General features: G+C 69.4%; 17 protein-coding genes (1 of these 17 running past the window's edge). 9 read left to right on the top strand and 8 right to left on the bottom strand.

What is annotated here, in order from left to right:
- Positions 1–177: 177 nt before the first annotated feature.
- The gene (locus B8W69_RS03340; protein WP_085288554.1) at positions 178–867 is read right to left on the bottom strand and encodes a PadR family transcriptional regulator; all 690 of its coding nucleotides are present in this window, start codon (positions 865–867) and stop codon (positions 178–180) included.
- Positions 868–929: 62 nt separating this feature from the next.
- On the opposite strand from B8W69_RS03340, the gene B8W69_RS03335 reads away from it, so the two are divergent.
- Positions 930–1,847, top strand: coding sequence for a TIGR03619 family F420-dependent LLM class oxidoreductase (locus B8W69_RS03335; RefSeq protein ID WP_085288553.1), 918 nt, complete (start codon positions 930–932; stop codon positions 1,845–1,847).
- On the opposite strand, the gene B8W69_RS03330 is transcribed toward B8W69_RS03335, so the two are convergent.
- Positions 1,844–2,743, bottom strand: a complete 900-nt coding sequence (locus B8W69_RS03330; RefSeq protein WP_181447326.1) for a hypothetical protein — start codon at positions 2,741–2,743, stop codon at positions 1,844–1,846. The genes B8W69_RS03335 and B8W69_RS03330 overlap by 4 nt on opposite strands.
- 69 nt (positions 2,744–2,812) lie before the next feature.
- Between B8W69_RS03330 and B8W69_RS03325 the strand changes: the two genes are divergently transcribed.
- Both B8W69_RS03325 and B8W69_RS03320 read left to right on the top strand, forming a co-directional pair.
- The gene (locus B8W69_RS03325; RefSeq protein WP_085288552.1) at positions 2,813–3,937 is read left to right on the top strand and encodes an FAD-dependent oxidoreductase; all 1,125 of its coding nucleotides are present in this window, start codon (positions 2,813–2,815) and stop codon (positions 3,935–3,937) included.
- Positions 3,938–3,953: 16 nt separating this feature from the next.
- Complete coding sequence (locus tag B8W69_RS03320; RefSeq protein WP_085288551.1) at positions 3,954–4,328, top strand: LLM class oxidoreductase; 375 nt, start codon at positions 3,954–3,956, stop codon at positions 4,326–4,328.
- A gap of 15 nt (positions 4,329–4,343) precedes the next feature.
- On the opposite strand, the gene B8W69_RS03315 is transcribed toward B8W69_RS03320, so the two are convergent.
- Both B8W69_RS03315 and B8W69_RS03310 read right to left on the bottom strand, forming a co-directional pair.
- Positions 4,344–5,831: a multicopper oxidase family protein gene (locus tag B8W69_RS03315; protein WP_245843073.1), complete on the bottom strand. Its 1,488-nt coding sequence runs from the start codon at positions 5,829–5,831 to the stop codon at positions 4,344–4,346.
- 2 nt (positions 5,832–5,833) lie between these two features.
- Positions 5,834–6,577, bottom strand: a complete 744-nt coding sequence (locus B8W69_RS03310) for an arsenate reductase/protein-tyrosine-phosphatase family protein (RefSeq protein WP_085288550.1) — start codon at positions 6,575–6,577, stop codon at positions 5,834–5,836.
- 110 nt (positions 6,578–6,687) lie between these two features.
- Between B8W69_RS03310 and B8W69_RS03305 the strand changes: the two genes are divergently transcribed.
- The 6 genes from B8W69_RS03305 (at position 6,688) to B8W69_RS29735 (ending at position 11,922) form a co-directional block, all read left to right on the top strand.
- A complete protein-coding gene (locus B8W69_RS03305; RefSeq protein WP_085288549.1) occupies positions 6,688–7,968 on the top strand; it encodes an APC family permease in 1,281 nt (426 codons plus the stop codon).
- Positions 7,969–8,062: 94 nt separating this feature from the next.
- On the top strand, positions 8,063–8,560 hold the full coding sequence (locus B8W69_RS03300) for a flavin reductase family protein (protein WP_085288548.1): 498 nt from the start codon (positions 8,063–8,065) through the stop codon (positions 8,558–8,560).
- Between the two features lie 3 nt (positions 8,561–8,563).
- Positions 8,564–9,277: a pyrimidine reductase family protein gene (locus B8W69_RS03295; protein ID WP_085288547.1), complete on the top strand. Its 714-nt coding sequence runs from the start codon at positions 8,564–8,566 to the stop codon at positions 9,275–9,277.
- A 123-nt stretch (positions 9,278–9,400) separates the two neighbouring features.
- Complete coding sequence (locus tag B8W69_RS03290; protein WP_064880396.1) at positions 9,401–9,742, top strand: hypothetical protein; 342 nt, start codon at positions 9,401–9,403, stop codon at positions 9,740–9,742.
- 171 nt (positions 9,743–9,913) lie between these two features.
- Complete coding sequence (locus B8W69_RS03285) at positions 9,914–11,725, top strand: serine/threonine protein kinase PknE (RefSeq protein WP_085288546.1); 1,812 nt, start codon at positions 9,914–9,916, stop codon at positions 11,723–11,725.
- Between the two features lie 53 nt (positions 11,726–11,778).
- Positions 11,779–11,922, top strand: coding sequence for a hypothetical protein (locus B8W69_RS29735; RefSeq protein WP_245843072.1), 144 nt, complete (start codon positions 11,779–11,781; stop codon positions 11,920–11,922).
- A gap of 10 nt (positions 11,923–11,932) precedes the next feature.
- On the opposite strand, the gene B8W69_RS03280 is transcribed toward B8W69_RS29735, so the two are convergent.
- From B8W69_RS03280 to B8W69_RS03265, 4 genes are all read right to left on the bottom strand, one after another.
- Complete coding sequence (locus tag B8W69_RS03280; protein ID WP_085288545.1) at positions 11,933–13,417, bottom strand: MFS transporter; 1,485 nt, start codon at positions 13,415–13,417, stop codon at positions 11,933–11,935.
- A gap of 46 nt (positions 13,418–13,463) precedes the next feature.
- Positions 13,464–15,254, bottom strand: coding sequence for an N-acetylglutaminylglutamine synthetase (gene ngg, locus B8W69_RS03275; RefSeq protein WP_085288544.1), 1,791 nt, complete (start codon positions 15,252–15,254; stop codon positions 13,464–13,466).
- Entirely contained in the window at positions 15,251–17,056 is a 1,806-nt protein-coding gene (locus B8W69_RS03270; protein ID WP_085288543.1) for an N-acetylglutaminylglutamine amidotransferase, read from the bottom strand. The genes ngg and B8W69_RS03270 overlap by 4 nt, the downstream gene beginning before the upstream one ends.
- 156 nt (positions 17,057–17,212) lie before the next feature.
- A protein-coding gene (locus B8W69_RS03265) for a non-ribosomal peptide synthetase (RefSeq protein WP_085288542.1) crosses the window boundary here: on the bottom strand, positions 17,213–26,539 show its final stretch. 21,963 nt of this gene lie beyond the right edge of the window; the window shows 9,327 of its 31,290 coding nt (coding positions 21,964–31,290); its start codon lies off the right edge, out of view; the stop codon is at positions 17,213–17,215.

The raw sequence follows: 26,539 nt of genomic DNA, 5'->3' as shown, positions 1-26,539 counted from the left end.
CACTGGAACTCACACCCCGAAACTAGCCGCACCCACCGACAAAAATCGGCGGTCAGGGGCCACTGAAACACAAGTGAAACAAGGTATTTCACTATGCGTTTTTGATATCCATGTTGTCGTTCGGGTCGGGATTCCCGGGCCGGCCACGCGGGGCGAATCCGGTCGCCACCGTCAGAATTAATCCGCTTCGCGCTTCGCCTGAACCTGCTTCTCGACCTCGCGCCAGTAACCGGGCGTGGGGCGAGGCTTGCCGAAGCCACCCGCCGCCGCGCTCTGCAGGATGGCGTCGGCCTCGTCGATCTCCTTGATCATCTCCAGCGCGAATTCGCGCTCGGCGGCGTAATACTTGGCCGCCCAGCGCAGGGCGAGCACCGAGTAGGCCCACGCGGGCTCGGCCTCGGCCCCCTCGGCGTCCTCGACCGCCTTGCGGTGCTTGGCTTCCGAGGACGCCACGTGCTCCTGCAGTACCTCCTTGAGCCGACTCGGGTTACTGAGATGCCCGAACGTGACGCGCAGCAGCACACTGTGCTTGAGCACAGGCGGGTCCACCGGCGCGTGGTTGGTCCACTCGGTGACGGCGTCCATCCCGGCCGGGGTGATCTTGTACAGCCGGCGGCTGCGGGTGCCCTCGTCGCGCTCGACGCGCGACGTCACCAGTCCCAGCGACTCCAGCTTCTTCAACTCGGTGTAGATCTGGCTGTAGGACGGGCTCCAGTAGTAGAGATCGACGCTCCAATCGATCCACTTCTTGAGGTCGTAGCCCGAGACTTCCTCTTCGTAGGACATCATGCCCAGCAGCGCCCAGCTGGTGGCGGCAAGCGCCGCGTTGGTCAGCTTTTGGCTGGCAGGGTCCGTTTCGGAGTCCATGTCGCCAGGTTAACAACACCAACCCCTAGATTGAAGGACATGGACCGCTGGCTGGGACGCCCGTGAAGTTCGCCTTTCCCGTTCCGCACCTGCTGCGCCTCAAGGCGATTACTCAGCCGTGGGAGGCGGCCGTCACCGGGCCCGAACAGCGCCGCATGATGCAATGCGCCGAGCGGTGGGGCTACGACATGATCGCGGTGCCCGAACACCTCGTCATCCCCATCGACCACGTGGAGTTGTCCGGGTCGCACTACCTGCACTCGACGACTGCCCAGGCCTTCATCGCCGGGGCCACCGAGCGGGTGGCCATCAACTCCTGCGTCACCATCCTGCCGCTGCAGCACCCCATCGTGGTGGCCAAAGCGCTGGCCACCGCGGACTGGATGAGCGGCGGCCGGATGATGGTGACGTTCGGGGTGGGGTGGCTGGCCCGCGAGTTCGAGCTGCTCGGAGTTCCGTTCAAGGAGCGGGGCCGCATCGCCGACGAGTATCTGGCCGCCATCGTCGAATTGTGGACCAGCGACACGCCCCGATTCGAAGGCCGGTATGTGTCGTTCGCCGACATCGCCTTCGAGCCGAAACCCGTTCAAAAGCCTCATCTTCCGATCTGGATCGGCGGGGACGCCGACGCCGCCCTGCGCAGGGCGGCCACCTTCGGGTCCGGGTGGTGGCCGTTCCTCACGCAACCCGAACAGATCGCCGGAAAACTCGACTACATCAAGTCCCAGCCCGGCTACGACGGCCGGGAATTCGAGGTGATGCACGGGCTGGGCACCAACCGGGTCGGCGAAGGACACGTCGCCCGCCGCGCGAGCGACCGGCCGGGCATGGGCGCCGCACAGATCGTCGACCGGTTGAACTGGCTCGCCGAGCAGGGCGTGACCGTGACCGCGGTCCCCGTCCCCGCCGTCAGCGGCGTGGACGAATACCTCGATTACGCGCAATGGGTCGTCGAGGAGATCAAACCCCAGGTGTCCTAGCGGATCTGCAATCCGCGCCGACTCACCCAATACACCGCGGCGACGCTGCCCGCGACCCACACGCTGATGGCGATGGCGAGGTGGACGAGACTCTTGGTGTCACGCCCAAACACCGGCCAGATCAGGGCGGGTGCCTGCTGCCACAAGACGCGGTGCTCCACACCGTTCATCGGATCGGCCAAGTAGTACAGCGCATAGGGCAACGTCAGGGCCAGCACCCAACTGCGGGTGCGGCGCAGATCGCCGCGCTGGCGCCAGCGCCGGAGCAGCGGCTCGACACTGACCGGGTGCAGCACCGAGATGAAGTTGCCGACACCCAGCCAGGACACGATCGGCACCGCGACGGTGGGGATTGTAATGCCAAGCCGCGCAGGGGTTTCCAGCCAGAGCGTCAAGGCGACCGCGGCGGCCAGGGTGGGCAGCCCGACGATCGCGAGCAGGGCGAGGTTCTTGATCAACAGGATTCGCCAGAACGGCACGCCGTCCGATAGCCCACGGAAGATGCGATAGTGGTCGGCGCCCAGAAAGTTGGTGGTGGTGACGTCGGCGAGGACCCACGAGGAGAAGTAGGTGCCCACCAGGATCACCCAATCGGGGTGACGGCCCACCGGGGTCAGCGGCTGCACCAGCAACCAGCCGGCGGCGAAGATCACGTTGGCCACCACACCCATCAGCCAGGTGCGCGGCCGGGTGAACGACCACCGGATCTCGGCGATGACCGCCGGAATCAGGCGCTTCTCGAAGTCCTTGGCGGCGCGCCGGGCCGCGGCGGGACGAGGGGCAGACGCACGCACCATGGCACTGCGAAAGGTGCGCAGCGCGGCACGCACCCGCGGATGCGCTGACGCCCCGGCCTCCCCCAGCTCCGGGCCATCGATTCTGCGCGAGACTATCAACTGACGTGCCCCCTCGCTCTCGGATCGATCGACGGCTCGCCCGCAATCCACGCAGGGCAGGATAGCGGGATGAACCGTAAGCGTGTCATCGTCGCCGGGCTCGGGGACGCGGGCGTCCTCGCGGCGATCCGGCTGTCCCGGCAGGCCGACGTCGTCGGCATCTCGGCCAAACCCGGGCTGGTGAGCGGTCAGGAACTAGGCGTCCGGCTCTCGCGCCCGCACGATTGGGCACGCGATTACTGGATTCCCTTCGACCGGTTCCGCCGCCTCGACGGCGTTGGCATCGTGCAGGCGACGCTGACCGGGGTGGACCTGGCAGCCCAAACCGTCTTGGGCCGAGGCGAAGACGGCGCGGCCATCACCGAGCCGTATGACGCTTTGGTCATCTCGACCGGGGTCCGCAACGGCTTTTGGCGCCAGCCGACCTTGCAGTCGGCCGCCGAGATCGGCGCGGGACTGCGCGCCGCGCACGACCGGCTGGCCGCCGCCGCGTCGGTGGTCGTCGTGGGCGGCGGGGCCGCGGCGGTCAGCAGCGCTCTCAACATGGCGACCACGTGGCCGGACAAGCGGATCGACCTGTACTTCCCCGGCGAGTCCGGCCTCGAGGGGCACCATCCCCGGATCTGGCAGCGGATCCGCGGCCGGCTCACCCAACTGGGCGTCGGCGTGCACCCGGGACACCGCGCGGTGGTGACCGACGGCTTCGCGGGCGACGAACTGACCAGCGGCCCGGTCAACTGGAGCACAGGGCAGCCCCCGGCCGACGCCGACGCCGTGCTGTGGGCGATCGGGCGGGTGCGGCCCAACACCGAGTGGCTGCCGCCGGAACTGCTCGATGAGCGGGGGTTCGTGCGCGTCACGCCGGAGCTGCGGGTGCCCGGCCACCGGGGCGTGTTCGCGGTCGGCGACGTCGCGGCGACCGATCCGTTGCGCAGCTCCGCCCGTAACCGTGGCGACGCCCTGGTGGCGCGCAACGTCCTCGCCGACTTCGCCGGCCGGCCGCTGCGCACTTACCGGGCCCCGACGCGGCGGTGGGGCTCGCTAGTGGGTATACAGCCCAACGGGCTGGAGGTCTTCCTGCCCACCGGCCATGCCTTCCGCTTCCCGTCCTGGTCGGTCGAGCGCGTGGTGATGCCGTGGATCGTGCGCTGGGGCATGTATCGGGGGGTGCGCCAGAACGACCCGCTGGGGTAAGGAGCCAGCCGATGCAATGCCGAATCGTCACCGACCTCAGCACAAGAGCGAACTCAAAAGCCCGTCGCGCCAGATCGAACTGGTCCGCGCGGCCGCCGCGGAAATCGGCCGCGACCCCGCCCGCATCGCCTTTTCGATGACCGCGCTGATCGGCGTCGGGCACACCCGCGAACAGGCTACGGCGGCAATCGATCCCGCCAACTTGGGGTCACAGACCTTCGACGGCACCACATTCCGTGGCTTCCCGGCCCAGATCGTAGACGACCTGGGCCGCTACACCGAACTCGGCGTCTCCCGGGTCTACGTGCGGGCGCCGACCAACATGGCGGGCCTGGCCGGAAACTTCGAGCTTCTCGCCACCGACGTGCTCCCCCAGCTCGCTGGGTTGTGACATTGCTTGCGCCGATCAGCTGCAGTTGAGCAGGAGCATGAGCCCGTAATCCATGTGGATTTGTTGATGGCAATGCAACAGCGAAAGGCCGGATTGGTCGGCGACGAAATCGATCTCCATGCTCTGGTAGCCGCCGAGCATGGCGACGTCCTTGCGGACGCCGGCGGTCGGTGTCCCGGCGAACCGGGTGATTTCAAACGTGTGCCGGTGCAGGTGCATGGGGTGCAGGTCGTCGCTGGCGTTGCGGAACCGCAGCCGGTAACGCCTGCCCCGTTCGATGTCCAGCACGGGCTTGTTGGTGTCCATCGCAAAGGGCGCACCGTTGATCGTCCAGACGTTGAAACCGCTGTCGGCGGCGTTGCGTTTTTCGATCAACATGTCGATGGTGCGGTCGGGCGGTTGACTGTCCGCCCGCTGGGGTGTGCCGAACAGCCCGTAATCCCACGTGAAGGGCGGAGGCGTTGCCCATTGCGGATCCCCGCCGCGCCCCGCATATTCGACGACCACGCCCATGCCGTGGCCGCGGTCGTCGTCGGACAGGTCGCCCAGCACCCAGACATCCGGGTTGGCCATGCTGACTTTGGCCGAGATCCGTTCGCCCGCCCCGAGCCACAACACCGGCACGACGGCCCGCGTGGGCACCGGGTTGCCGTCCAGCGCGACGATGGTGAAGGTGTGCCCGGGCAAGGCCAAACTGCGTGTCTCAGTGGCGCTGCCGTTGAGAACATGGAACAGCACCCGCTGACCGGCTTGCACGCGGATGGGATCGCCGTGGCCCAGCATGCGCCCGTTGATCGCGAATGCCCCGTACCCGACCTCGTTGCCGGGGGACTCACCACGGCCCAGCGAGGCGGCCATTGCCGCCTCGCCTCTCTCCTTGAGATCTTGGTCCTGCCCACCGGCCAGAAAGTCACTGGCCATGTCGCCCCCGCGACTGAAGGCGGGCTCAAACTCCTTGAGCGTCAAGAAGATTTCCTGATCGTATGCACCGGCGTCCTGCGCGGGCTCGATGTAGACCGGGCCCACCAAGCCGCTGTACTGGCCGCGCGAGAGATCGGCGCGCGGGACCACGTGGGTGTGATAGAAGCGCAAGCCCGCCGGGCCGGGGACGAAGGAAATCCTACGCATGCCGTGTGCGGGTATGTCGGGGGTGCCCTCTTCGGCGGCACCGTCGACGTCAACGCCGACGTGCTGGCCGTGCCAGTGCAGCTGCTCCGGGGAATCGGTGTCGTTGAAGACATCGATCCAGGTGCGCCGACCCTCCTTGAACCGCAGCAGCGGACCGGGAAACTGACCGTTGTAGGTCAGGGTCGACACGATCCGGTCCGGGGCCAATTCGACCTTCCCGGAGCCTATCCGCAACGTGTAATCGGCTTTACCACCGGGTGGGCCGCCAGGCGACGGGTGCGAACACGCGGCCCCCGCCCCGGCACCGGCGCTTCCCACCGCGGCCGTCAGTGCTGCGCCGGCCCACTTGCCGAACTGACGCCTGTTGAGCGCCATCGTCAGCACCCGGCCGCAGGGGCGCTCGGAAAGGGCAGGAAGAAGTCGACGCGGCGGCTCAATTCGCCTGCCACGCGTTGAAATTGCGGATAGCCCGCGCCGGCGGCCGACGGATCGGGCAGGCTCCAATGCATCGTGGTGGCCAGGTCGTGGTCGCGCGCGTATTCGCGCACCTTGTCACACAGCGTGATCACGCAGTCGAAGCGGCGCCGGGAAACGGCGGCCAGCGATTGGGGCCGGGTGTTGCTGAGGTCGATGTCGTATTCGTCGCGCATGACCCGTATGGCGTTGACGTGGAGCTGAGATTTCGGATGACTGCCCGCGCTTGCCGTCCGAATGCGGCCCTGGCCGCGCTTTTCGAGCAGCGCCGCGGCCATGGGTGACCGCGCGCTGTTGCCGGTGCACAAGAACAACACCGACCGCGGTGCCGCCTTGGTGGAGAGCCCGGGCGCCAACGCCGGATGCAAAGCGCCGGCGGCCTCACGAAATGCCTTGGCGCACTTCGTCAGATCCAACCAGTAATAGGTATCGCGCCCGTCAAAGCTACTGCGTCGCGCATCGACGAGTCCGGCCGAACGCAACAGCCGCAAGTGATACGAGACCAGGTTCTGTGGCTCGCCGACGGCGGCAGCCAATTCCCGCACCCGGTGGTCCCCGGATGCCAGTTCGGCCAGCAGCGCCCACCGCAGTGGGTGCGCCGCCATCTGCATCAGCGGTGGTACGTCCGCCCTATCGACCGCCGACATACTTCGGCACAATACATCAAATAGATTTGATAGGTTAGGCGTTGCGCCAGGCAACACAGGCGTGACCATTACTCCGACTTCGAGGAAACTGGGTGTCCGGAAGCACCCCGATGAGCACTCCACTGGGGGCCGGCGAATTGCGCCGGAGCCTCGGCGTTTTCGATGCGGTGGTGATCGGGCTGGGATCAATGATCGGCGCCGGCATTTTCGCGGCGCTGGGACCCGCCGCGGGCGCCGCCGGCTCGGGACTGCTGCTGGGCCTGGCGTTGGCCGCGGTGGTGGCCTACTGCAACGCCACCTCCTCCGCGCGGCTGGCGGCGCGCTACCCCGCGTCGGGCGGCACCTACGTCTATGGCCGAAAACGGTTGGGAGACTTCTGGGGATACCTGGCCGGGTGGGGATTTGTCGTCGGCAAGACCGCGTCGTGCGCGGCGATGGCCTTGACCGTCGGCGTCTACGCGTGGCCGGCGCAGGCGCATGCGGTGGCCGTCGCGGCGGTGGCCGCGCTGACCGCGGTGAACTACGGCGGCGTGCAGAAGTCGGCCTGGTTGACCCGCATCATCGTCGCCGCGGTGCTGGTGGTGCTGGCCGCGGTCGTCATCGCCGCGTTCACCTCCGCGGCGCCCGGCGCCGATCAACTCCGCCCGACCGATGTCACCGCCGGCGGTGTCATCCAGGCCGCGGGTCTGCTGTTCTTCGCCTTCGCGGGCTATGCGCGCATCGCGACGCTGGGCGAGGAGGTGCGCGACCCGTCGCGCACCATCCCACGGGCGATACCGCTGGCGCTCACCATCACCCTGGCCGTCTACGCGCTGGTGGCCGTGGCCGCGCTGTCGATGCTGGGACCGGGCCGCCTCGCCCAGGCGGCCGCCCCGCTCGTCGAAACGGCCCGCGCCGCGGGGGCCGGCTGGCTCGTCCCGGTCGTCAGGGTGAGCGCGGTGGCGGCGGCGGTCGGCTCCCTGCTCGCATTGATCCTCGGCGTCTCGCGCACCACATTGGCCATGGCGCGCGACCGCCATCTTCCCCACGCCCTGGCCGCCGTGCACCCACGGTTCGGGGTGCCCCACCGCGCGGAGCTGCTGATCGGCGTCGTCGTCGCGATCCTGGCCGCCACCACCGACCTTCGGGACGCGATCGGGTTTTCCTCCTTCGCCGTGCTGATCTACTACGCCGTCGCCAATGCCTCGGCCTTCACCCTCGGCCCCGACGAGGGGCGCCCGCACCGCGCCATTCCAGTGATCGGGCTGCTGGGCTGCGTGGTGCTGGCGTTCGCGATGCCGTCGTGGTCCGTACTTTCCGGTGTGGTGGTGCTGGGCATCGGCGTCGCCGCCTACCTGATTCGGCGCCTCGTTGCCCCGATGACGTTGCGGCGCAACCGGAATCGCACCTGACCTCGGCGAAAATGATCGGGGTTGGTCGCACACCGCCGCCGGGGAATTCGCGGCGACGCGATTCCCCGCCGGCCGAACGGGGAAGACTGACCGGATGTCCTACCCGGGAACCGAAGCATTCGACAAGCTGGTGGCGCTGCTGAACTATCCGATGTTCGTCGTGACCACACAGGCCGACGGCACCCCGGCCGGCTGCCTGGTGGGTTTCGCCAGCCAGACCAGCATCCATCCGCCCCGCTTCCTCGTCGGCCTGTCCCGGCGCAACCACACCTTTCGCATCGCACACGACGCCTCCCACCTGGCCGTGCACGTGTTCGACCAGGATCACCTGGACGTGGTCGAGCTCTTCGGCAGCCAGACCAGCGACAAGGTCGACAAGTTCGACCGATGTTCCTGGCACCCCGGCCCCAAACAGCTGCCCATCCTCGACGATGCCGCCGCCTGGTTCGTCGGCGAGATCCTGGAACGCTTCTCGCTGGGCGACCACGTCGGGCACCTGCTGGCACCGGTGGGCGGCAGTCCGCCAAGGGAACTCGAAACCTGGGTGTCCTTCGGCGACGTGCGCGAGCTGGAACCCGGCCATGAGGCCTAGCGCGTGAGCGAGTCGCCCAGGATCAGTGCCGTCCCCAGCATCATCGAACTCGCCCCGTTCTACGCCGATCCCCCGGATGGCGTGCGCGCCAACATGATCTTCAGCGCCGACGGCGCCGCCGCGTTCGGCGGTCGCGCCGGTCCGCTGTCATGCCCCACCGATCAGCGGCTGTTGAACATTGTGCGCGGCCTCGCCGACGTCGTGCTCGTCGGCGCCGGCACCGCGCGTGCCGAAAACTATGGCCCGGTAAAGCTGAGCGATGCGGCGCGCGCCCGACGGCACCACGAAGGGCGCCCCGAACCACCACCCATCGCCGTGGTGAGCCGCAGCGGTGAACTACCGCCCCGGCTGTTCAGCAATCCGGATCAGCCGCCGATCCTGGTGACCTGCGCACGAACCGCGGCACAGCAGGACCCCGCCGATCGGCAACATGTCATGGTCGCCGGGGAGGACTCGGTGGACGTATCGCGCGCGGTCGAGATGCTGCGTGAGCGAGGCATGCGCCGCATCCTGTGCGAGGGCGGACCGACACTGCTCGACGAGTTGGTGAAAGCGGATGCCGTCACCGAGATCTGCGTGACGCTCGCCCCGAAGCTGGTGGCGAGCCAGCCGGTGGGCCAGCGGACACACCCGGCGCGGCTGCCCACCCCGGTCACCATGCAACTCGAGCACGCGTTGGTCTGCGAAGGCTATCTGTATTTGAAATATCGCCGATGAGCCCGTCCGCGCTCGCCGGAAACGCGGGTGCGCAAAAGCGCTCAACATGCACCCGACGGCGCCTCTTCCTATGATGAAAATGCCCGGTTTCAAACCCGATCGAGAATAGGATCAACCGGCCAGGTGAGCAGTTCAGACCACGACCATGACTACCGTAATCTGGCGGTGAACCGACTGCGCCCCAGTGAAATTCAATGGGCGCTGAATCACGATGCGGTGCACGGCATCGCCTACGCGTTCAAGAACCCCGTCGCGGTCGCAGACTCCATCGAGGATCCCGACGACGATCGAAAGACCTACCTGGTGCGGGTCAAGCGCGACGACCTGGCCAACGCGCTGGAAAAAATCAACGAATGGATCTTCGACAATCCCGGACCGGCCGGGATGCAGGCCTACGGTTTCGTCCGGGCGCTGTCCCGAGAAGGGCTCACCGAACGCGCCACGGGTGATGACGACAACCGTTAATTCCGCACCGTCGAATTAGCTGGCTTTCGCTATTCGCCGTGCCCCGCGGTCGCGAAAACCTTAGCCTTATGCCTGCATGCCACCGCATACGCGGATTCGGCGCAGTCGCCGGCCCGGTGCCGGCGCCGGCGGCCGGTTTGCGGCGCACTGCTGGCGGGTGAGGAGTGTTCGATGGGTGACGCGACCGCGGATTCGCGGGAGGGTACGCAATTCGGGCCGTACCGGCTGCGGCGGTTGGTCGGTCGCGGCGGCATGGGCAACGTCTACGAGGCCGAGGACACCGTCCGCGAGCGCATCGTGGCCCTGAAGCTGATGTCGCGCACCCTGTCCAACGACCCGGTCTTCCGCTCGCGGATGCAGCGCGAGGCCCGCACCGCCGGACGGCTGCACGAACCGCACGTCGTGCCCATCCACGACTTCGGCGAGATCGACGGCCAACTCTACGTGGACATGCGGCTGATCGACGGCAAAGATCTGGCCGGCATGCTCAAGCGCTACGGGCCGATCTCCCCGCCGCGGGCGATAGCGATTGTCCGCCAGATCGGTTCGGCACTCGATGCCGCCCACACCGCCGGGATCCTGCATCGGGACGTGAAACCGGAAAACATTCTGGTAAGCGCCGACGACTTCGCCTACCTTGTCGATTTCGGCATCGCCAGCGCCACTTCCGACGAAAAACTCACGCAGTTCGGAACCACCGTGGGCACCGTCAAATACATGGCCCCGGAGCGGTTCGGCGACTCCGAGATAACCGCGAAGGCCGACATCTACGCGCTGGCCTGCGTGCTGTACGAATGCCTGACCGGCTCGCCGCCCTACACCGGCGACCAGCTCAGCGTGATGGGCGCGCACGTGCACCAGCCGATTCCGCGACCGAGCGCGGCCCGACCCAGCATCCCGGCCGCCTTCGACGGGGTCATCGCCCGCGGCATGGCCAAGGATCCCGCGGACCGCTTCCTCACCTGCGGTGACCTGTCGGCCGCCGCGTACGGCGCGCTGGCCGCACCCGACCAGGATCGGGCCACCGACATCTTGGAACGCAGCCAAATGGCAACGCCACCGGCCGCATTCGCCGGCCAGCGGGCCGGCGCCTTCGTGCCCGGCATCCCCGGTCCCGTGCCGCACCAACCACCGCCCGTCGGCGCCTGGCCCGGGCCGTCGGCCGCCGGGCAACTCCTGGCTTCCGGCGCACCGGGGCTGCAGCCCACCGCGTGGGGCGGCCCGCCGGTCTGGACCAACGCCGGTGGCGCGGCGACGCCGCCCTGGGGCCCACCGCCGCGGGCCGGCCGCAAGCCCTGGCTGTGGGTCGGTGTCGCCGCGACCCTCACGGTGGTGCTGCTCGGGGTGATCCTCGGCGTCGTCCGCCCCTGGGAATCGAAGTCTCGGCCCGCCCCGGCCCCGCCTCCGCCAGCGCCGGATGCCGTCGCGTTGCGGGTCCTTGATGACGGTGTGTTCGTGGGCAGTTCGGCGGCCCAGACCACGATCGACATCTTCAACGAACCCATCTGCCCGCCGTGTGGCAGCTTCATCAGGTCGAACGCCACCGACATCGACACCGCCGTGAACAACAAGAAGCTCGCCGTGCGCTATCACCTGCTCAACTTCCTCGACGACAAGTCGCACAGCCAGGACTACTCCACGCGCGCGGTGGCGGCCACCTACTGCGTCGCCGCGCAGAACGACCCCAAGCTCTACGCCGACTTCTATTCCGGCTTGTTCGCCAGCAACTTTCAGCCGCAAGAGGGCGCCGCCGAAGACCGCACCGATGGCGAGCTCGCGCAATTGGCCAAGACGGTCGGCGCCGACGCCTCAGTCGTCACCTGCATCAAGTCCGGCGACGACATCGGCACGGCCAAGGCGAAAGCGGCGAACGGCTACTCGACGCTGTCGGCGGACAACGCCAATTCCACGCCCTTCGTGTGGGACGGCACCACCGCGGTGAACTACCAGAATCCGGCCTGGTTGACGAAACTCACCGGTTAGCAGGCGAGGGACGCTCACCCCTCAGCTGGCACTACGACGAGACCCCCAATGACATGGCCGGCCTGATCGCGTGCGGCAGCTACAACAACCACCCGAACGTGATCTGGTCCAACGACGCGAGGCTCATGCTCAGCGACGTCACCGGCGACCCGGCCACCGTCGAAGACCTGCACACGTGGTGGGACGCGTACGGCTGACCCATCCGGCCTAGTCCGTTACCGGCTCCGAATCTTCTTGGCGCTCAGCGTCTTCCACGGTCAACGGCAACGCCAGCTCCTCGAGCGGGCGCTGCTCGGCGGCGATGCCGAGCCACAGCTCGACCAGGCCGGCCGCGGCCATCACGACCGCCCCGATGAGGAACGACCAGACGACCTCACTGCGCATGCCCGAGTTGATCAGCTGACCGAACAGCAGCGGGCCGGTGATGCCGCCGATCGCCGTGCCCATCGCGTAGAAGAACGCGATCGCCAGCGCCCTGGTCTCCATCGGGAAGATCTCGCTGACCGTCAGGTACGCCGCGCTGGCGCCCGCCGACGCCAGGAAGAACGCGACGATCAGCACGCCGATGAAGGCCCAGATGCCGCCGGCCTGGGTGAGAAACACGATCGCCAGCGCCACCACCGCGACACCGGAACCGATGTAGGTCAGCGTGATCATCGGCTTGCGGCCGACGGTGTCGAACAAGTGCCCGAGCACCAGCGGGCCGGCGAAATTGCTCAGGGCCCACAGCACGAAGAACACCGGCACCATGTCCGACCGCACGTCATAGAACTTGCTGAGCAGCGTGCCGAGGTTGAACGTGACGCCGTTGTAGAGGAACGCCTGTCCGATGAATAGCGCCAGTCCGAGGATGGCGCGACGGGGATAGAGCTTGAACGCGACTGCGGCGATCTCCCGGAACGAGATCGCCGTGCGCTGGCGGATCCGCAGCGCCTCGCCCTGCGGTTCGGGCAGCGGTTCGCCGGTCTCCTGCTGGACCGCCTCTTCGATCTCGCCGACGATCTGCTCCGCCTCCTCGTCGCGGCCGTGAATGAACAGCCAGCGCGGGCTCTCCGGCACGTTGCGCCGCACCAGCAGCACGAATATGCCGAGGATGGCGCCGATCCCGAAGGCGAGGCGCCAGCCGACGTTGGGCGGGAAGTTCGACGTGTTCAGCAGAACCAGCGCGCCGCCCGCACCGGCCGCCGAACCCAGCCAATAGGTTCCGTTGATCACCAGGTCGACCCGGCCGCGGACCCGCGCCGGGATCAACTCGTCGATGGCCGAATTGATGGCGGCGTATTCGCCGCCGATGCCGGAGCCGGTGAAGAAACGGGTCAGGAAGAAATACCACGGGGCGAACGCGAACGCGGTGGCGACGGTGGCCACCAGATAGATCGCCAGGGTGATGATGAACAGGTTGCGCCGGCCGAAGCGGTCGGTCAGGTGGCCGAAGAACAGCGCCCCCGAACACGCGCCCGCGATGTAGATCGCGGCCGCCATGCCGATCTGTGCGGCGTTCAGCGAGATGCCGCTGTTGTGCTCCATGAGCCGGGCCGAGACGTTGCCCACCATGGTGACCTCGAGCCCGTCGAGCACCCACACCCCACCCAGGCCGACGACGACGCGCCAGTGAAATCGCGACCACGGCAGCCGGTCCAGCCGCGCCGGCACATGCGTCGAGATGGTCTTGGTTTGCGCGCTCGCAGTCATGCGGTCTCCGTTCCGGTTTAACAGAGATTTACCCACTCAGCGGGCGTCAGCCACGATCGGACCGGGACTCCTCGGGGGTCCAGGCCTGCGGCTGGCCGGGGTGGCCGGGAAAGAGGAAGTCGATGAAGGCCGCGGCAGTGGGCTGCGGCTCGTGGTTGGCCAGCCCCGGGCGCTCGTTGGCTTCGATGAAGGCGTAGTCGGCGCCGGTGACATCGGGCACCAGCAGGTCGATGCCGGTCACCGGGATACCGATCGCTTCGGCCGCCGTCACCGCGACGCGGCACAGTTCGCTGTTCACGTGCGCGGTGACGTCGTGAATGGTGCCGCCCTGATGCAGGTTGGCGGTGCGCCGAACCCGCAGCCGAGTCCCCTGCGGCAGCACGTCGTCCAGCTTCCAGCCGGCCTCGGCGATCGTCGACTCCGTGAGGTCGTCGAGCGGGATGCGGGACTCGCCGCCGGTGGCCGCCGAGCGGCGCCGGCTCTCGGCCGCGATCAGGTCCCGCACGCTGTGCTCCCCCGTGCCGATGATCTCCGGGGGCATCCGCAGCGCGGCGGCGACGACGCGCCCGTCGATCACCACCAGCCGCAAATCGTCGCCGGTCACCCGCTGCTCGATCAGCACGTCCGGGTACTGCTGCCGGGCCCGCGCCAGCGCGGCGCTGAGGTAGTCGGGCCCGTTGTCCGGGAGGACCCCGACGGTGATGCCCTTGCCCTGCTCGCCACGCGTCGGTTTGACGACGACCTCGCCGACCTCCTTGAGGAACGCGAAGTCACCCTCGTCGAAGGTGGCCAGCCGGGCGCGGGGCACGGTGATGCCCGCCTCGGAGACCAGGCGCCGCGTCAGCCGCTTGTCGTCGCACCGGCACATGGCCACCGCGGAGGTGTACTCGGACAACGATTCCCGGGTGACAACGCTGCGCCCGCCGTGGGTCAGGCGCATCTCGCCGGTCTCGGCGTCGAGCACCTCGACCCAGATCCCGCGGCGCAGCGCTTCGTCGGCGATGATCCTGGCGTAGGGGTTGAGGTCGTCGATGGTCTCCGGCGGCGGGGTGAACAGCGGCTCGTTGATCGCGTTCTTGCGCTTGATCGCCAGCACCGGGACGCGACGGAAACCCAGCTTCTCGTAAAGCCCGATGGCGGCGGCGTTGTCGTGCGCCACCGAGAGGTCCATATAGGCGCGGCCAGCGCTGCGGAAGTGCTCGGCCAGCGCCTTGGTCAGGGCGCCGCCGACGCCCGGCAGCCCGGCGGCCGGATCGACCGCCAGCGTCCACAGGCTCGACCCCTCCTCCGGGTCGTTGAACAGCAACTCGTGGTCGACGCCGGTGACGGTGCCGACCACGGCCCCGTCCTCGTCGCGCACCGCGAGCAGATACTTCACCGCCGGCACGTGCTGATGGTTGTCCCAGATCACGTCGACGCCGGCCGGGACCATGCCACAGCGCACGTAGACGCGATTCATGGCGTCGGCGTCGATCGGGTCGTTGAGCGTGCGCACCGTCATGCCCAGCGGCGCCGGTGCGAGGTTCGTCGTCTCAGGGGTGAAACGCAGCCGGTAGGTGTGGCTGGGGTCGATGAACAGCTCGGTGGGCGCCTCGGCGACCACCACGTGCGACTCGCGGGCGTAGATGCAGATGTCGCGACGTCCGGGCCCTTCGCGGCGCAGCGCCTCGACCAGTTCTTGGGAATTCGCGAAGGTCTGCCCGAAAATCAGCCGGCCCCAACCCAGTTCGAGCTCGACATCCTTAGCCATGGCGTCGACCAACTCTGGCGGCGAAGCGTCATGCAGACCGAGCGTGATCGCCTCGGTGTGGTCGCCGGATGGACCGACCTTGGTCATGCAACCGGGCCCGTTACACCATGACGCTGCAACCAGAGCTCGAGCAGGGCGATCTGCCAGAGCTCGTTCCCCCGCAGCGGGGTCAGTTTGCCGTTCGGGTTGGCCAGCAACGCGTCGACCGCGTCGGTGTTGAACAGGCCGCGCTCCTTGGCCGTGGGCGCGTAGAGGGCGTCGCGGACCATGTCGAGATACGGGCCCTCGAGGTGGGTCAACGCCGGGACCGGGAAGTAGCCCTTGGGGCGGTCGATGACCTCCGACGGAATCACCCGTCGCGCAGCCTGTTTCAGGACGCCCTTACCTTCGTGCGCGATCTTGAGTTCCGGCGGGCAGGTCGCCGCCAGCTCGACCAGCTCGTGGTCGAGGAACGGCACCCGGCCCTCAAGCCCCCACGCCATCGTCATGTTGTCGACCCGCTTCACCGGGTCGTCGATCAGCATCACGGTCGTGTCGAGTCGCAGCGCGCGGTCGATACCGGTTTCGGCGCCGGCCTGCGCGAAGTGCTCGGTGACGAATCGCAGGCTGGGATCACCGGGCGCGACGATGCCCGATCCGACCAGCGCGTCGACCCCCACGTTGTCGCGGTCGAAGAACGCGCCGCGGTACTGGGCGACGGCGCCGTCCAGGGTCGCCGCGGCGGGCTCGCCCATCGGCGGGTACCAGTGGTAGCCGGCGAACACCTCGTCGGCGCCCTGGCCGGACTGCACGACCTTCACGTGCCGCGCCACTTCCTGGCTCAGGAGGTAGAAGGCGACGCAGTCGTGGCTGACCATCGGCTCGCTCATCGCGCCGATGGCGCCGTCGAGCGCGGGCAGCATCCGATCGGTCTCGATGCGGATCTGGTGATGATTGGTCGCGAAGCGCTCGGCCACGATGTCGGAGTACTGGAACTCGTCGCCCTTGACGCCGCCGGCGGACTCGAAGCCGATGGAGAAGGTCGACAGCCCGTGCTGGCCGGCCTCGGCGAGCAGGCCCACGATCAGGCTGGAGTCCACGCCCCCGGACAGCAGGCAACCGACCGGCACGTCGGCGACCAGGCGGCGCTTGACCGCCAGCCGCAGCGTGGACAGCACGGCGTCTTCCCAGTCGCGCTCCGACCAGTCGGCGCGGTCGGCGTGGCGGGTGAAGTCGGGCGCCCAGTAGGTGGTGACGGTGCGCCTGCCGTCGGGCTCGATGGCCACCAGCGACGCGGGCGGCACCTTGCGGACCCCACGCAGGATGGTGTTCGGCGCGGGCACCACCGAGTGGAAGCTCATGTAGTGGTGCAGGGCGACCGGGTCGATCCGGGTGTCGACGCCACCGCCGGCCAGCAGGGCCGGCAACGTGGACGCGAACCGGATGCGGTGGTTGTCCTCGGTCAGGTACAGCGGCTTGATGCCGAGCCGGTCCCGGCCGAGCAGCACCCGCCCGCTGTCGCGTTCAACGATGGCGAAGGCGAACATGCCGAACAGGTGGCTGACGAAGTCGTCGCCCCACCGGTGGTAGGCCTTGATCAGAACTTCGGTGTCGCTGTGCGAGAAGAAGCGGTAGCCGTACCCGCTGAGTTCTTGCCGCAACTCCTTGTAGTTGTAGATGCAGCCGTTCCACGCCAGCGACAGGCCCAGCTCCGAATCGACCATCGGCTGGGCGCCGGCTTCGGTCAGGTCAATGATTTTGAGGCGACGATGGCCGAGCGCGACGCGGCCCTGCGACCAGGCGCCGCCGCTATCCGGGCCCCGTGGTGTCAGCACCGCGGCCATCGCTGAGACCGCCGCTACGTCGGGCGCCTGCCCGTCGAGCCGTACCTCCCCGGTGACTCCGCACACGCCTTCGACCCTACCGTTGTCCGATCCGAAGCGCGCGTGAGCTCCGCCAAACGCGCTGCAACGGGCCACGTACGGCGGCGATCAACGCATGGTGATCACCGCGATCGACGGATGTGTGAACTGGATCGCACCGTCGCGACGAACCGGCGAGAACGCTCATGACTTCCGGGGCAGCTCGTCGTCGCCGGATGCCGCGTTGAACCGTTCGTACGGTGCCAGTTCGCGACGCCGCTCGGAACGGACCAGACGCCGAAGCTGTTCGCCGTACATCTCGACCGAGTCGGCGGTCAGCATCTCGTTGTGCGTGCAGTCCACCGCGAACGTCAGGACGTCACCCGAGGCGTAGGGCTCCCAGGATCGGGCCAGCTGTGAACTGCGATCGCTTTGATCCCGCACCGCGGAGAAGACGCTGAGGTCACCGTCGAAGAGCCTCGGTTCGTGGAGCCGGTACAGCTCGATGTTGTCGTTGAGGTTCCCGACCAGCAAATCGACGAGCCGGCGGTGCCGGGCGATGTCCGCGACCCCCGACTCGCGCAGCAGTTCCGCCAGCTGCTCATCGGTGGGCGGCCCGGTGTGCGAGTCGGTGCTGATGTTGTAGGCCCGCAGGACGTCGTCGAGCACCTGCTGCTCGCTCAGCGCGTGCTCGGGCAGAGCGATGCCGTCGTCGATGCTGGGTTGAGCGTCGAGCAGGATCAGGCGCCCGATCACGCAGCCGCGGCGCTGCAGCTCGATGGCGATCTCGTGGGCGACGACGCCGCCGAACGACCAGCCCAGGATGTTGTAGGGCCCGCGGGGATAGACCTCTTGGATCCGGTCGGCGTACATCTCGGCCAGTTCGCGGATAGACCGCGGAACGGCCTCGCCGGCCTGCGGGATTTGCTGGATGCCGAAGATCGCGCAGTCCACGTACTTCCCGAGAACCTGGTACGGCCAGCTCACCCCACCCGCCGGGTGGATGCAGAACAGCGGCACGCCGGACCCCTCCTTCAGGGTCTGCACGGGCACCACCTCGTCGGCGTCCGTGGCCCCGGCCTGCAGCCGCTCGCCCAATGCCTTGACGGTGGGCGCTTCGAACAGGGTGCGCACCGCCAGGTCAACACCGAGTCCGGCGTTGATCGCGGCGACCACGCGCATCGCCGAGATGCTGTCGCCGCCCAGGTCGAAGAACGAGTCGTCGACCCCCACCAGGTCGGCACCGAGCACCTGGGCGTAGATGTCCGCCAGGGCCCGCTCGGTCGCCGTGGACGGGGCCCGGTACCCGCTGCCGGTGTACTGCGCCGCCGGCAGCGCGCGGGTGTCGAGTTTGCCGTTGGGCGTCAGCGGGAGCGCGTCGAGCGCGACCACCGCCGCCGGAACCATGTACACCGGCAGCCGCCCGGCCAGCGCGGTGCGGGCCTCGCCCGGGTCGGCGGTCCCGGTGATGTACCCGATCAGACGCTTGACGCCGGGCTGGTCCTCGCGCGCGATCACCACGGCCTGGTCGACGTCGTCGAGTGCGGCCAGCGCGGCCTGGACCTCGCCGAGTTCGATACGGTAGCCGCGGATCTTGACCTGTTCGTCGGCGCGGCCGAAGTACTGCAGCTGGCCGTCGGCGCCCCAGCAGACCAGGTCACCGGTGCGATACATGCGCGTTCCCGACGCGCCGAACGGGCACGCAACGAACCGCGACGCCGTCAGCCCGGGCCGCCCGACGTACCCGGCGGCCACCCCGTCGCCGGCGACATACAACTCGCCGACCACACCCGCGGGCACCGGCCGCAACCAGGGGTCGAGCACGAACAGGGCCGCGCCGTCCACCGGCGACCCGATCGGCGGCGTTCCGGAACCCTGCGTCAGCGGTGCGCTGATCGCCACGCACATGGTGGTCTCGGTCGGGCCGTAGGCGTTGATCATCACGCGGCCGGGCGCCCACCGATCCACCACCTCGGCCGGGCAGGCCTCGCCGGCCATCACCAGCGACACCGAATCCAGGCCCTCCGGTGAAAGCATCGCGACCGCCGACGGGGTCTGGGTCAGCACTGTGACCTCTGCGTCGACGAGCAGGGCGTGGAAGTCCTTCGGCGAGCGCGCCACCGACTCGGGCACCACGACCAGCCGCCCGCCGCGCAGCAGCGCGCCGAAGATCTCCCAGACCGAGACGTCGAAGGCGTATGAGTGGCTCTGCGTCCACACGCCCACCCGCGGCAGGCCGGCGTCCAGGGATTCCAGCAGCTGGGTCACGTTGCGGTGGGTGATGGCGACGCCCTTGGGGATACCGGTGGTGCCCGAGGTGTAGATGACGTAGGCGGTGCCGTCGGCCGGGGGTGCCGGCAGCCGCGTGGCCGCCTGGTCCTCGATCCGTGGGTCCTCGATGTCGATGACCGTCAGGTCGGATCCGTTCAGCCGCGACCGCAGGCCCGCCGTGGTGACGGCGGCGATGGGCGCGGAGTCGTCGAGCATGAAGCGGATCCGGGCGCCGGGCGCCGCCGGGTCGATCGGCAGGTAGGCCGCCCCGGTCTTGAGCACAGCCAAGATCGCCACGATCGCCTGCGCCGACCGCGAAAACAGCAGCGCCACGGACTCTCCCGGCCCCGCGCCCTGCTCGGCGAGCAGGTGGGCAAGCCGGTTGGCGGCCTCGTCGACCTCTCGGTAGGTCATCGACGTGTCGCCCCAGTTGATCGCCACCGCGTCGGGCCGGTCGGCGACCTGGGCGTCGAACAGGGCGGGAATCGACGGCAGCGCGAGCGGCTGCCGGGCCAGCACCGCGCGGTTACCGATCTCGTCCAGGCGGGTGTGCTCCGGCGCGTCGAGCAGGTCCACCGCCGACAGCGGCCGGTCCGGATCGGCGGTCATCGCCAGCAGCACCCGCTCCAGCCGGTCGCTGAGGGCCCTTATGGTCGGCGTGTCGAAAACGCCGGTGTCGTATTCCACCCGCAGGCCCAATTCCTGGCCGGACAGCGCGGCCTGCATGGTCAGCGGATAGTGGTTGCGCTCGAACATGTTGACGTCGGCGATCGCCAGTTCGTGGTCGACCGCCATCGCCGAGGCGTCCAGCGGGTAGTTCTCGTAGGCGAACAGGGTGTCGAAGAGCTTGTCGTGACCGGTGATGCGGTGCATCTCGCTCAGCGACAGGTGCTGATGGTCGAGCGTCTCAGCGTGACCGCGCTGCATCTGTCCGAGCAGCTCGGTCGTGGTGGTCGACGGCGTCATGTTGGCGCGCACCGGGACGGTGTTGATCATCAGACCCACCATCGATTCGGCGCCGACGACCTCGGCCGGCCGGCCTGACACGGTGGTGCCGAACGCGACGTCGTGCTGGCCGGTCAGCCAGGCCAGCAGCTGCGCCCACGCGGCCTGCAGCACGGTGCTGACCGTGGTGTGGCTGGAGCGGGCCAGCTCGCTGAGCGCCCGGGTGGTGTCCTCGGACAGCGCGAACGACTGCACGCCGCGGGCGCCGAACTCCAGCTGCTGCGGAGGCCCGACCAGCGTCGGGGTGTCGAAGCCGTCCAGCACCTCACCCCACGCCGCGCGCGCGGCGTCGAGATCGCGGTCGGCCAGCCAGGTGACGAACCTGCGATAGGGCGCGGGCGCGGGCAGCCGCTGCCCGGTGTAGCAGGCGAACGTCTCGTTCAGCAGGATCGGCACCGACCAGCCGTCGAGCACGATGTGGTGGATGGTGAGGACCAGCCGGTGCCGGTCGTCGCCCGTGCGCACCAGCGCCGCGCGGACGGCGGGCTGGTCGGCCAGGTCGTAGACCGCGGCGCGCTCGGAGGCGCACAGCCGCCGGATCTTCTCTTCGGGCTCGCTGCCGTTCGGCGTGTACTCGAGGTGCCGCCACACCATCGCGGGATTCGCCGGGATGATCTGGACCGGCTCGTCGAACTGGTCGCGGAATCGGGCCACCAGGTGCGGGTGCCGGCCGATCACGGTGTGCATCGCGTCGCGCAGCCGGTTGCCGTCCAGCGGGCCGGTCAGGGTGAGATCCAGCTGCACGACGTACAGGTGATCGTCGTTGCCCCGCCTGGTGTTGGCGTGGAAGAGCAGCCCCTCCTGCAGCGGGGTCAGCGGCAGCACGTCGGCGATCCGCAGCCGCCGCTCGAGCTCGTCGATCTGCTGCTGGTTTAGGCGGGCCGGGAGGATATCCGACGGAGTCAGGCCGCCGCCGCCGGAGCGCACGTGCGCGCAGATGCCGGCCAGGGCCTCGAACCACAGCCGGCTCAGCCGGGTGACCTGTTCGCGGTCCAGCGCCGAGGCCGCCCAGGTCCAGTTGGCGTGCAGCTGCGGGCCTTCCGCGGTGTCCATGGTGCCGGCGTTGAGGTCCACGGTGTGCATCAGCGGCATCGGCACGGCCGTGCTGGTGGCGGTGGCCGACGAACCGTCCGCGCTGATCCGCCACAGCTCGTCGGAGAGCTCGGCGGCCGCGCCGCCCAACCGGCCCAGGTAGTTGAACCCGATCGCCGGGTCGGCGCCGTCGAGGTCGACCTCGGTGTTCAGGTAGCGCAGCAACCCGTAGCTCAGCGGATCCGGCAGCGCACGCAGTTGCTCCTTGGCGTCCTTGACCAGCGCGCCCAGGATCGGCGCACCGGCCGTCACCTGCTCCCAGGACAGCCCGCCGACGTTCAGCGCGACCGGGTATTTGGTGGTGAACCAGCCCACGGTCCGGGACAGGTCCACTCCGGGCGCCAGCTCTTCGTGGCGGCCGTGGCCCTCTACGTCGATGCCTATGGGGGTGCCGGCAGCAAGGTGGGGGCCCAGGAACTCGGCCCAGGCCAGCGCGAACCCGACCAGCAGGATGTCGTTGATGCCGGCGTGGAATGCCGCCGGCGCCTCGCCGAGCAGCGTGCGGGTGGTCTTCGCGTCCAGCGTCACCGCCATGTTCTCGGCGGTCTCGTAGGTGTCGGCCTCGGGCCGCACCTCCGGCAGGGCGGCCGGCGTCGCGGCGACCTGTCGCCAGGCATCGGCCTGCGCAACCACCGCCGGCGACGACGCGTGCTCGGCGAGCAGCGCGGACCACCGGGCGAACGACGTGCCGCCGGCAGGCAGCGCGATCGGTTGCCCGTGGTGGTGCTGGCCCCAGGCGATGTTGAGGTCTTCCAGCAGCACTCGCCACGAAACCCCGTCGACGGCCAGGTGGTGAATGATCAGCACCAGCTGGCGGGTAGAGGCCACCCACAACGCGCTGAGCATCACCCCGGCGGCCGGGTTCAACCGGGACCGCGCCTCGATGATCGCCGCGTCGGACAGCTCGTGGACGGCGTGCACGCGCTGCGCCGCGTCGACCGAACCCGGCTCGGGCACGGTCAGCGACCATTCGCCGGCGTCGTCGTCGACCCGCAGCCGCAGCATGGCGTGCCTGTCCAGCAGGGCCTGCAACACCGTCACCACGTCGGCCTCGGTGACCGCGGCCGGGGCCTGCAGCACCATCGTCTGGTTGAACTGATCGACCGGACCGTCGACGCTGCGCAGCCAGCGGATGATCGGGGTGGCGGCGATATCGCCGATGCCCTCGTCGGCCACGCCATACTCACCGTCGCTCACGCCGGCCACCCGGGCCAGCCGGGCCACGGTCTGCTCGGTGAAGATGTCGCGCGTCCGCAGCACCAGGCCGGCGGCCCGCGCACGGGTCACCACCTGCATCGAGGAGATGCTGTCGCCACCGAGGTCGAAGAAGGAGTCGTCGATGCCTACCCGGTCGACGCCCAGAACCTGGGCGTAGATGCCGGCCAAAGTCTCCTCGACGGGGGTGCCGGGCGCCCGATACCGGTCGACGTCGCGGTATTCGGGTGCCGGCAGGGCCCGCACGTCGAGCTTGCCGTTGGGCGTCAGCGGCAGCGCGTCGAGCGTCACGATCGCGGCCGGGACCATGTAGGCCGGCAGGTGATCGGCCAACTGGGTGCGGATCTCGACCGGGTCCGCTCCCCCCGTGACGTAGCCGACCAGGCGCTTGTCACCGGGCCGGTCCTCGCGGGCGATGACCACGCCCTGCTCCACTCCCTCCAGCGCGGACAGCGCCGAGCGCACCTCGCCGAGTTCGATGCGGTAGCCGCGGATCTTGACCTGCTCGTCGGCGCGGCCCAGGTACTGCAGCTGCCCGTCGGCGCCCCAGCGCACCAGGTCGCCGGTGCGGTACATGCGTGCGCCAGGCGCCCCGAACGGGCAGGCCACGAAGCGCGCCGCGGTCAGTTCGGCGCGGCGCCAATAGCCGACCGCGACGCCGCCGCCGGCGACGTACAGCTCGCCGACCACGCCGTGCGGCACCGGTCGCAGGGATTCGTCCAGCACGAACGCCGCGGCGCCGGGCACCGGGGAGCCGATGGGCACTGGCCCGGTAGTGGGCGATCCCGCCTGCAGCGGCGCGCTGACCGCGGCGTACACCGTCGCTTCGGTGGGGCCGTAGGCGTTGATCATTACGCGGCCGGGCGCCCACCGGTCGACCAGCTCGGTCGGGCACGCCTCACCGGCGACCACCAGCGCCGCGGACTCGAGGCCCTCGGGCGACAGCACGTCGGCGGCGGACGGGGTTTGGCTGATCACAGTGACCTCTTCGGCCACCAGCAGCGCGTGGAAGTCGTCCGGCGACCGGACCACCGAGTCGGGGACGACCACCAGGCGCCCGCCCTGCAGCAGCGCGCCGAAAATCTCCCAGACCGAGACGTCGAAGGCCAGCGAGTGCCACTGTGACCAGACGCCCTCGCGGGGCAGGCCGGACTCCCCCGACGCCAGCAGCTGGGCGACGTTGCGGTGCGCGACGGCAACGCCTTTGGGCACACCGGTGGTGCCGGAGGTGTAGATCAGGTAGGCGATGTCGTCGGCGCCCGGCATCGGCAACGGGGTCGACGGCTGGGCGTCGACGGCGGGGTCCTCGATATCACCGACGTCGATGACGACGACGTGATGGCCGTACAGCCGCTCCGCCAGCTCGGCGGTGCTGATCGCGACCATCGGCGCGGCATCGGCGAGCATGAACCCGATCCGCTCGGCCGGCAGCCCCGGGTCGATCGGCAGGTACGCGGCCCCGGCCTTGAGCACGGCCAGGATCGCCACGATCGCCTCGGCCGAACGCGGGAACAGCAGCGCGACGCGCTCGCCGCGGCTGACGCCCAGCCCGGCCAGGCGGTGGGCCAGCCGGTTGGCGGCCGCGTCGAGCTCGCGATAGGTCCACGAGCGGTCGTCGCAGCGCAGCGCCACCGCGTCCGGGATGCGCGCCACCTGCTCGGCGAACAACGCCGGCACCGACGCGTCGGTGGTGGCGGGCGCGGTCAGCACCGCGCGGTTACCGAGAGCGTCCAGGTGGGCGTGCTCACGCCGGTCGAGCAGATCGACCGTCGATAGCGCGCGGGTGGGATCGGCCGTCATCGCCTCTAACACGCGCTGCAGGCGCGCGATCAGCGTCCGGATCGTCTCCGCGTCGAACACGTCGGTGCGGAACTCCACCCGCCCGCCGATCCCGGCGGGCTCGTTGTCCTCGGCCCAGCGCTCGGCCAGCGAGAACACCAGGTCCATGCGGGCGACCTGGGTGTCCAGCGGCATCGACGTGACCTGCACGTCGCCCAGCGCCAACCCGGCGCCCGGTTCGCTGTCCTGCCCGGCGAAGTTCTGCCAGGCCAGCATCACCTGCACCAGCGGGTGATGCGTCAGGCTCCGGGTCGGGTTGACCCGCTCCACCAGCACCTCGAATGGCACGTCCTGGTGCTCGAAGGCCTCCAGGCTGCGCGTGCGCACCCGGGTCAACAGCTCGGTGAAGCTGGGGTCGCCGGCCAGGTCGACCCGCAGCACCAGGGTGTTGACGAAGAAGCCGACCAGGTCCTCGAGCGCGGGGTCGCGCCGGCCGGCGATCGGGAAGCCGACCGCCACGTCGGTGCTGGCGCTGATCTTGGACAGCAGCACCGCCAGGGCGGCCTGCACCACCATGAAGCTGGTCGAGTTGTACTCGCGGGCGAGCCCCACGACCTGCTGCTGCAGGTCGGCCGGCCAGTCCACCTCGACGGCCGCACCGCGCTGGTCGGCGATCGGCGGATAGGGCCGGTCGGTGGGCAGCTGCAACCGTTCCGGCATGCCGGCCAGCGCGTCCTGCCAGTAGGCCAGCTGCCCGGCGATGCGGCTGCCGCTGTCGGCGAGCTCGCCGAACTGGGCGCGCTGCCACAGCGTGTAGTCGACGTACTGCACGGCCAGCGGCTCCCAGTCGGGGGCCCGCCCGGCACACCGGCTGGCGTATGCCATGCCCAGGTCGCGGACCAGCGGCCGCAGCGACCAGCCGTCCGCGGCGATGTGGTGCACCACGGCGACCAGCACGTACTCGTCGTCGTCGACGCTGAACAGCGAAGCGCGCAAAGGGATCTGGGTTGCCAGGTCGAAGGTCTCGCGGGCCGCGGCGTCGATGGCCTCGCGCAGCCGGCCCGCCGACCAGCCGCGGGCGTTCACGGTCCGCCAGCTCAGATCGGCTTGCTCGACCGGGATGACCACCTGCTGCGGCGTGTCGTCGGTCGCGGCGAACACCGTGCGCAGGCTCTCGTGGCGCGCCACCACGTCGGCCAGCGCCGCGCCCAGCGCCTGGACGTCGAGGCGTCCGTGCATCCGCAGCGCCGCCGCCATGTTGTAGACCGGCGACGGTCCCTGCAGCTGATCGAGGAACCAGAGCCGGCTCTGTGCGAAGGACAGCGGGATGACCGCCGGCCGTTCGCCCGCCACCAGCGGATCCAGCCGGCCGGTGTCCTCGCCGATGCGCGGCGCCAGCTGCGCGACGGTGGGCGACTCGAAGATGACGCGGACCGGGACGCCGACGTCCATGGCGCTGTTGGCGGCCGCGATCACCCGCATCGCGGAGATGCTGTCGCCGCCGAGGTCGAAGAACGAGTCGTCGACGCCGACGCGCTCGACACCGAGCACGTGGGCGTAGATGCCCGCCAGGATCTCCTCGGTGGGCGTGGTCGGCGAGCGATACCCGGCCGCGGAGTACTCGGGTGCCGGCAGGGCGCGGACGTCGAGCTTGCCGTTGAGGGTCATCGGCAGCGCGTCGAGCACCACCACCGCCACCGGGACCATGTAGGCCGGCAGCCGCTCGGCCAGCTGCGCGCGGGCCTCGGCGGGATCGGCGACGCCGGTGATGTAGCCGACGAGGCGCTTGTCGCCGGGCCGGTCCTCGCGGGCGATGACGACCGCCTCCTCGACGTCGTCCAGCGCGGCCAGGGCCGAGCGTACCTCGCCGACCTCGATGCGGTATCCGCGGATCTTGACCTGTTCGTCGGCGCGGCCGAGGTAGTCCAGCTGTCCGTCCGCGCGCCAGCGCACCAGGTCACCGGTGCGATACATGCGCGATCCGGGCTCGCCGAAGGGGCAGGGCACGAAGCGCGTCGCGGTCAGCCCGGCCCGCCGCACGTAGCCGTAGCCGACGCCGCGACCGGCGACGTAGAGCTCGCCGACCACTCCGGCCGCCACCGGGCGCAGCCACCCGTCGAGGACGAACAACGCCGCCCCGGGCACCGAGGAGCCGATCGGCGGCGCGCC

This window comes from Mycolicibacterium vulneris (assembly GCF_002104765.1).
Classification (GTDB): domain Bacteria; phylum Actinomycetota; class Actinomycetes; order Mycobacteriales; family Mycobacteriaceae; genus Mycobacterium; species Mycobacterium vulneris.
This window is presented reverse-complemented; position numbering and strand designations above follow the sequence as displayed.

Excerpts from the sequence above, each read along its gene's own strand:
- B8W69_RS03340 (WP_085288554.1), bottom strand. The coding sequence starts at position 867 with ATGGACTCCGAAACGGACCCTGCCAGCCAAAAGCTGACCAACGCGGCG.
- B8W69_RS03325 (WP_085288552.1), top strand. The coding sequence starts at position 2,813 with ATGAACCGTAAGCGTGTCATCGTCGCCGGGCTCGGGGACGCGGGCGTC.
- B8W69_RS03320 (WP_085288551.1), top strand. The coding sequence starts at position 3,954 with ATGCCGAATCGTCACCGACCTCAGCACAAGAGCGAACTCAAAAGCCCG.
- B8W69_RS03315 (WP_245843073.1), bottom strand. The coding sequence starts at position 5,831 with ATGGCGCTCAACAGGCGTCAGTTCGGCAAGTGGGCCGGCGCAGCACTG.
- B8W69_RS03310 (WP_085288550.1), bottom strand. The coding sequence starts at position 6,577 with ATGTCGGCGGTCGATAGGGCGGACGTACCACCGCTGATGCAGATGGCG.
- B8W69_RS03305 (WP_085288549.1), top strand. The coding sequence starts at position 6,688 with ATGAGCACTCCACTGGGGGCCGGCGAATTGCGCCGGAGCCTCGGCGTT.
- B8W69_RS03300 (WP_085288548.1), top strand. The coding sequence starts at position 8,063 with ATGTCCTACCCGGGAACCGAAGCATTCGACAAGCTGGTGGCGCTGCTG.
- B8W69_RS03285 (WP_085288546.1), top strand. The coding sequence starts at position 9,914 with ATGGGTGACGCGACCGCGGATTCGCGGGAGGGTACGCAATTCGGGCCG.
- B8W69_RS29735 (WP_245843072.1), top strand. The coding sequence starts at position 11,779 with ATGGCCGGCCTGATCGCGTGCGGCAGCTACAACAACCACCCGAACGTG.
- B8W69_RS03280 (WP_085288545.1), bottom strand. The coding sequence starts at position 13,417 with ATGACTGCGAGCGCGCAAACCAAGACCATCTCGACGCATGTGCCGGCG.
- ngg (WP_085288544.1), bottom strand. The coding sequence starts at position 15,254 with ATGACCAAGGTCGGTCCATCCGGCGACCACACCGAGGCGATCACGCTC.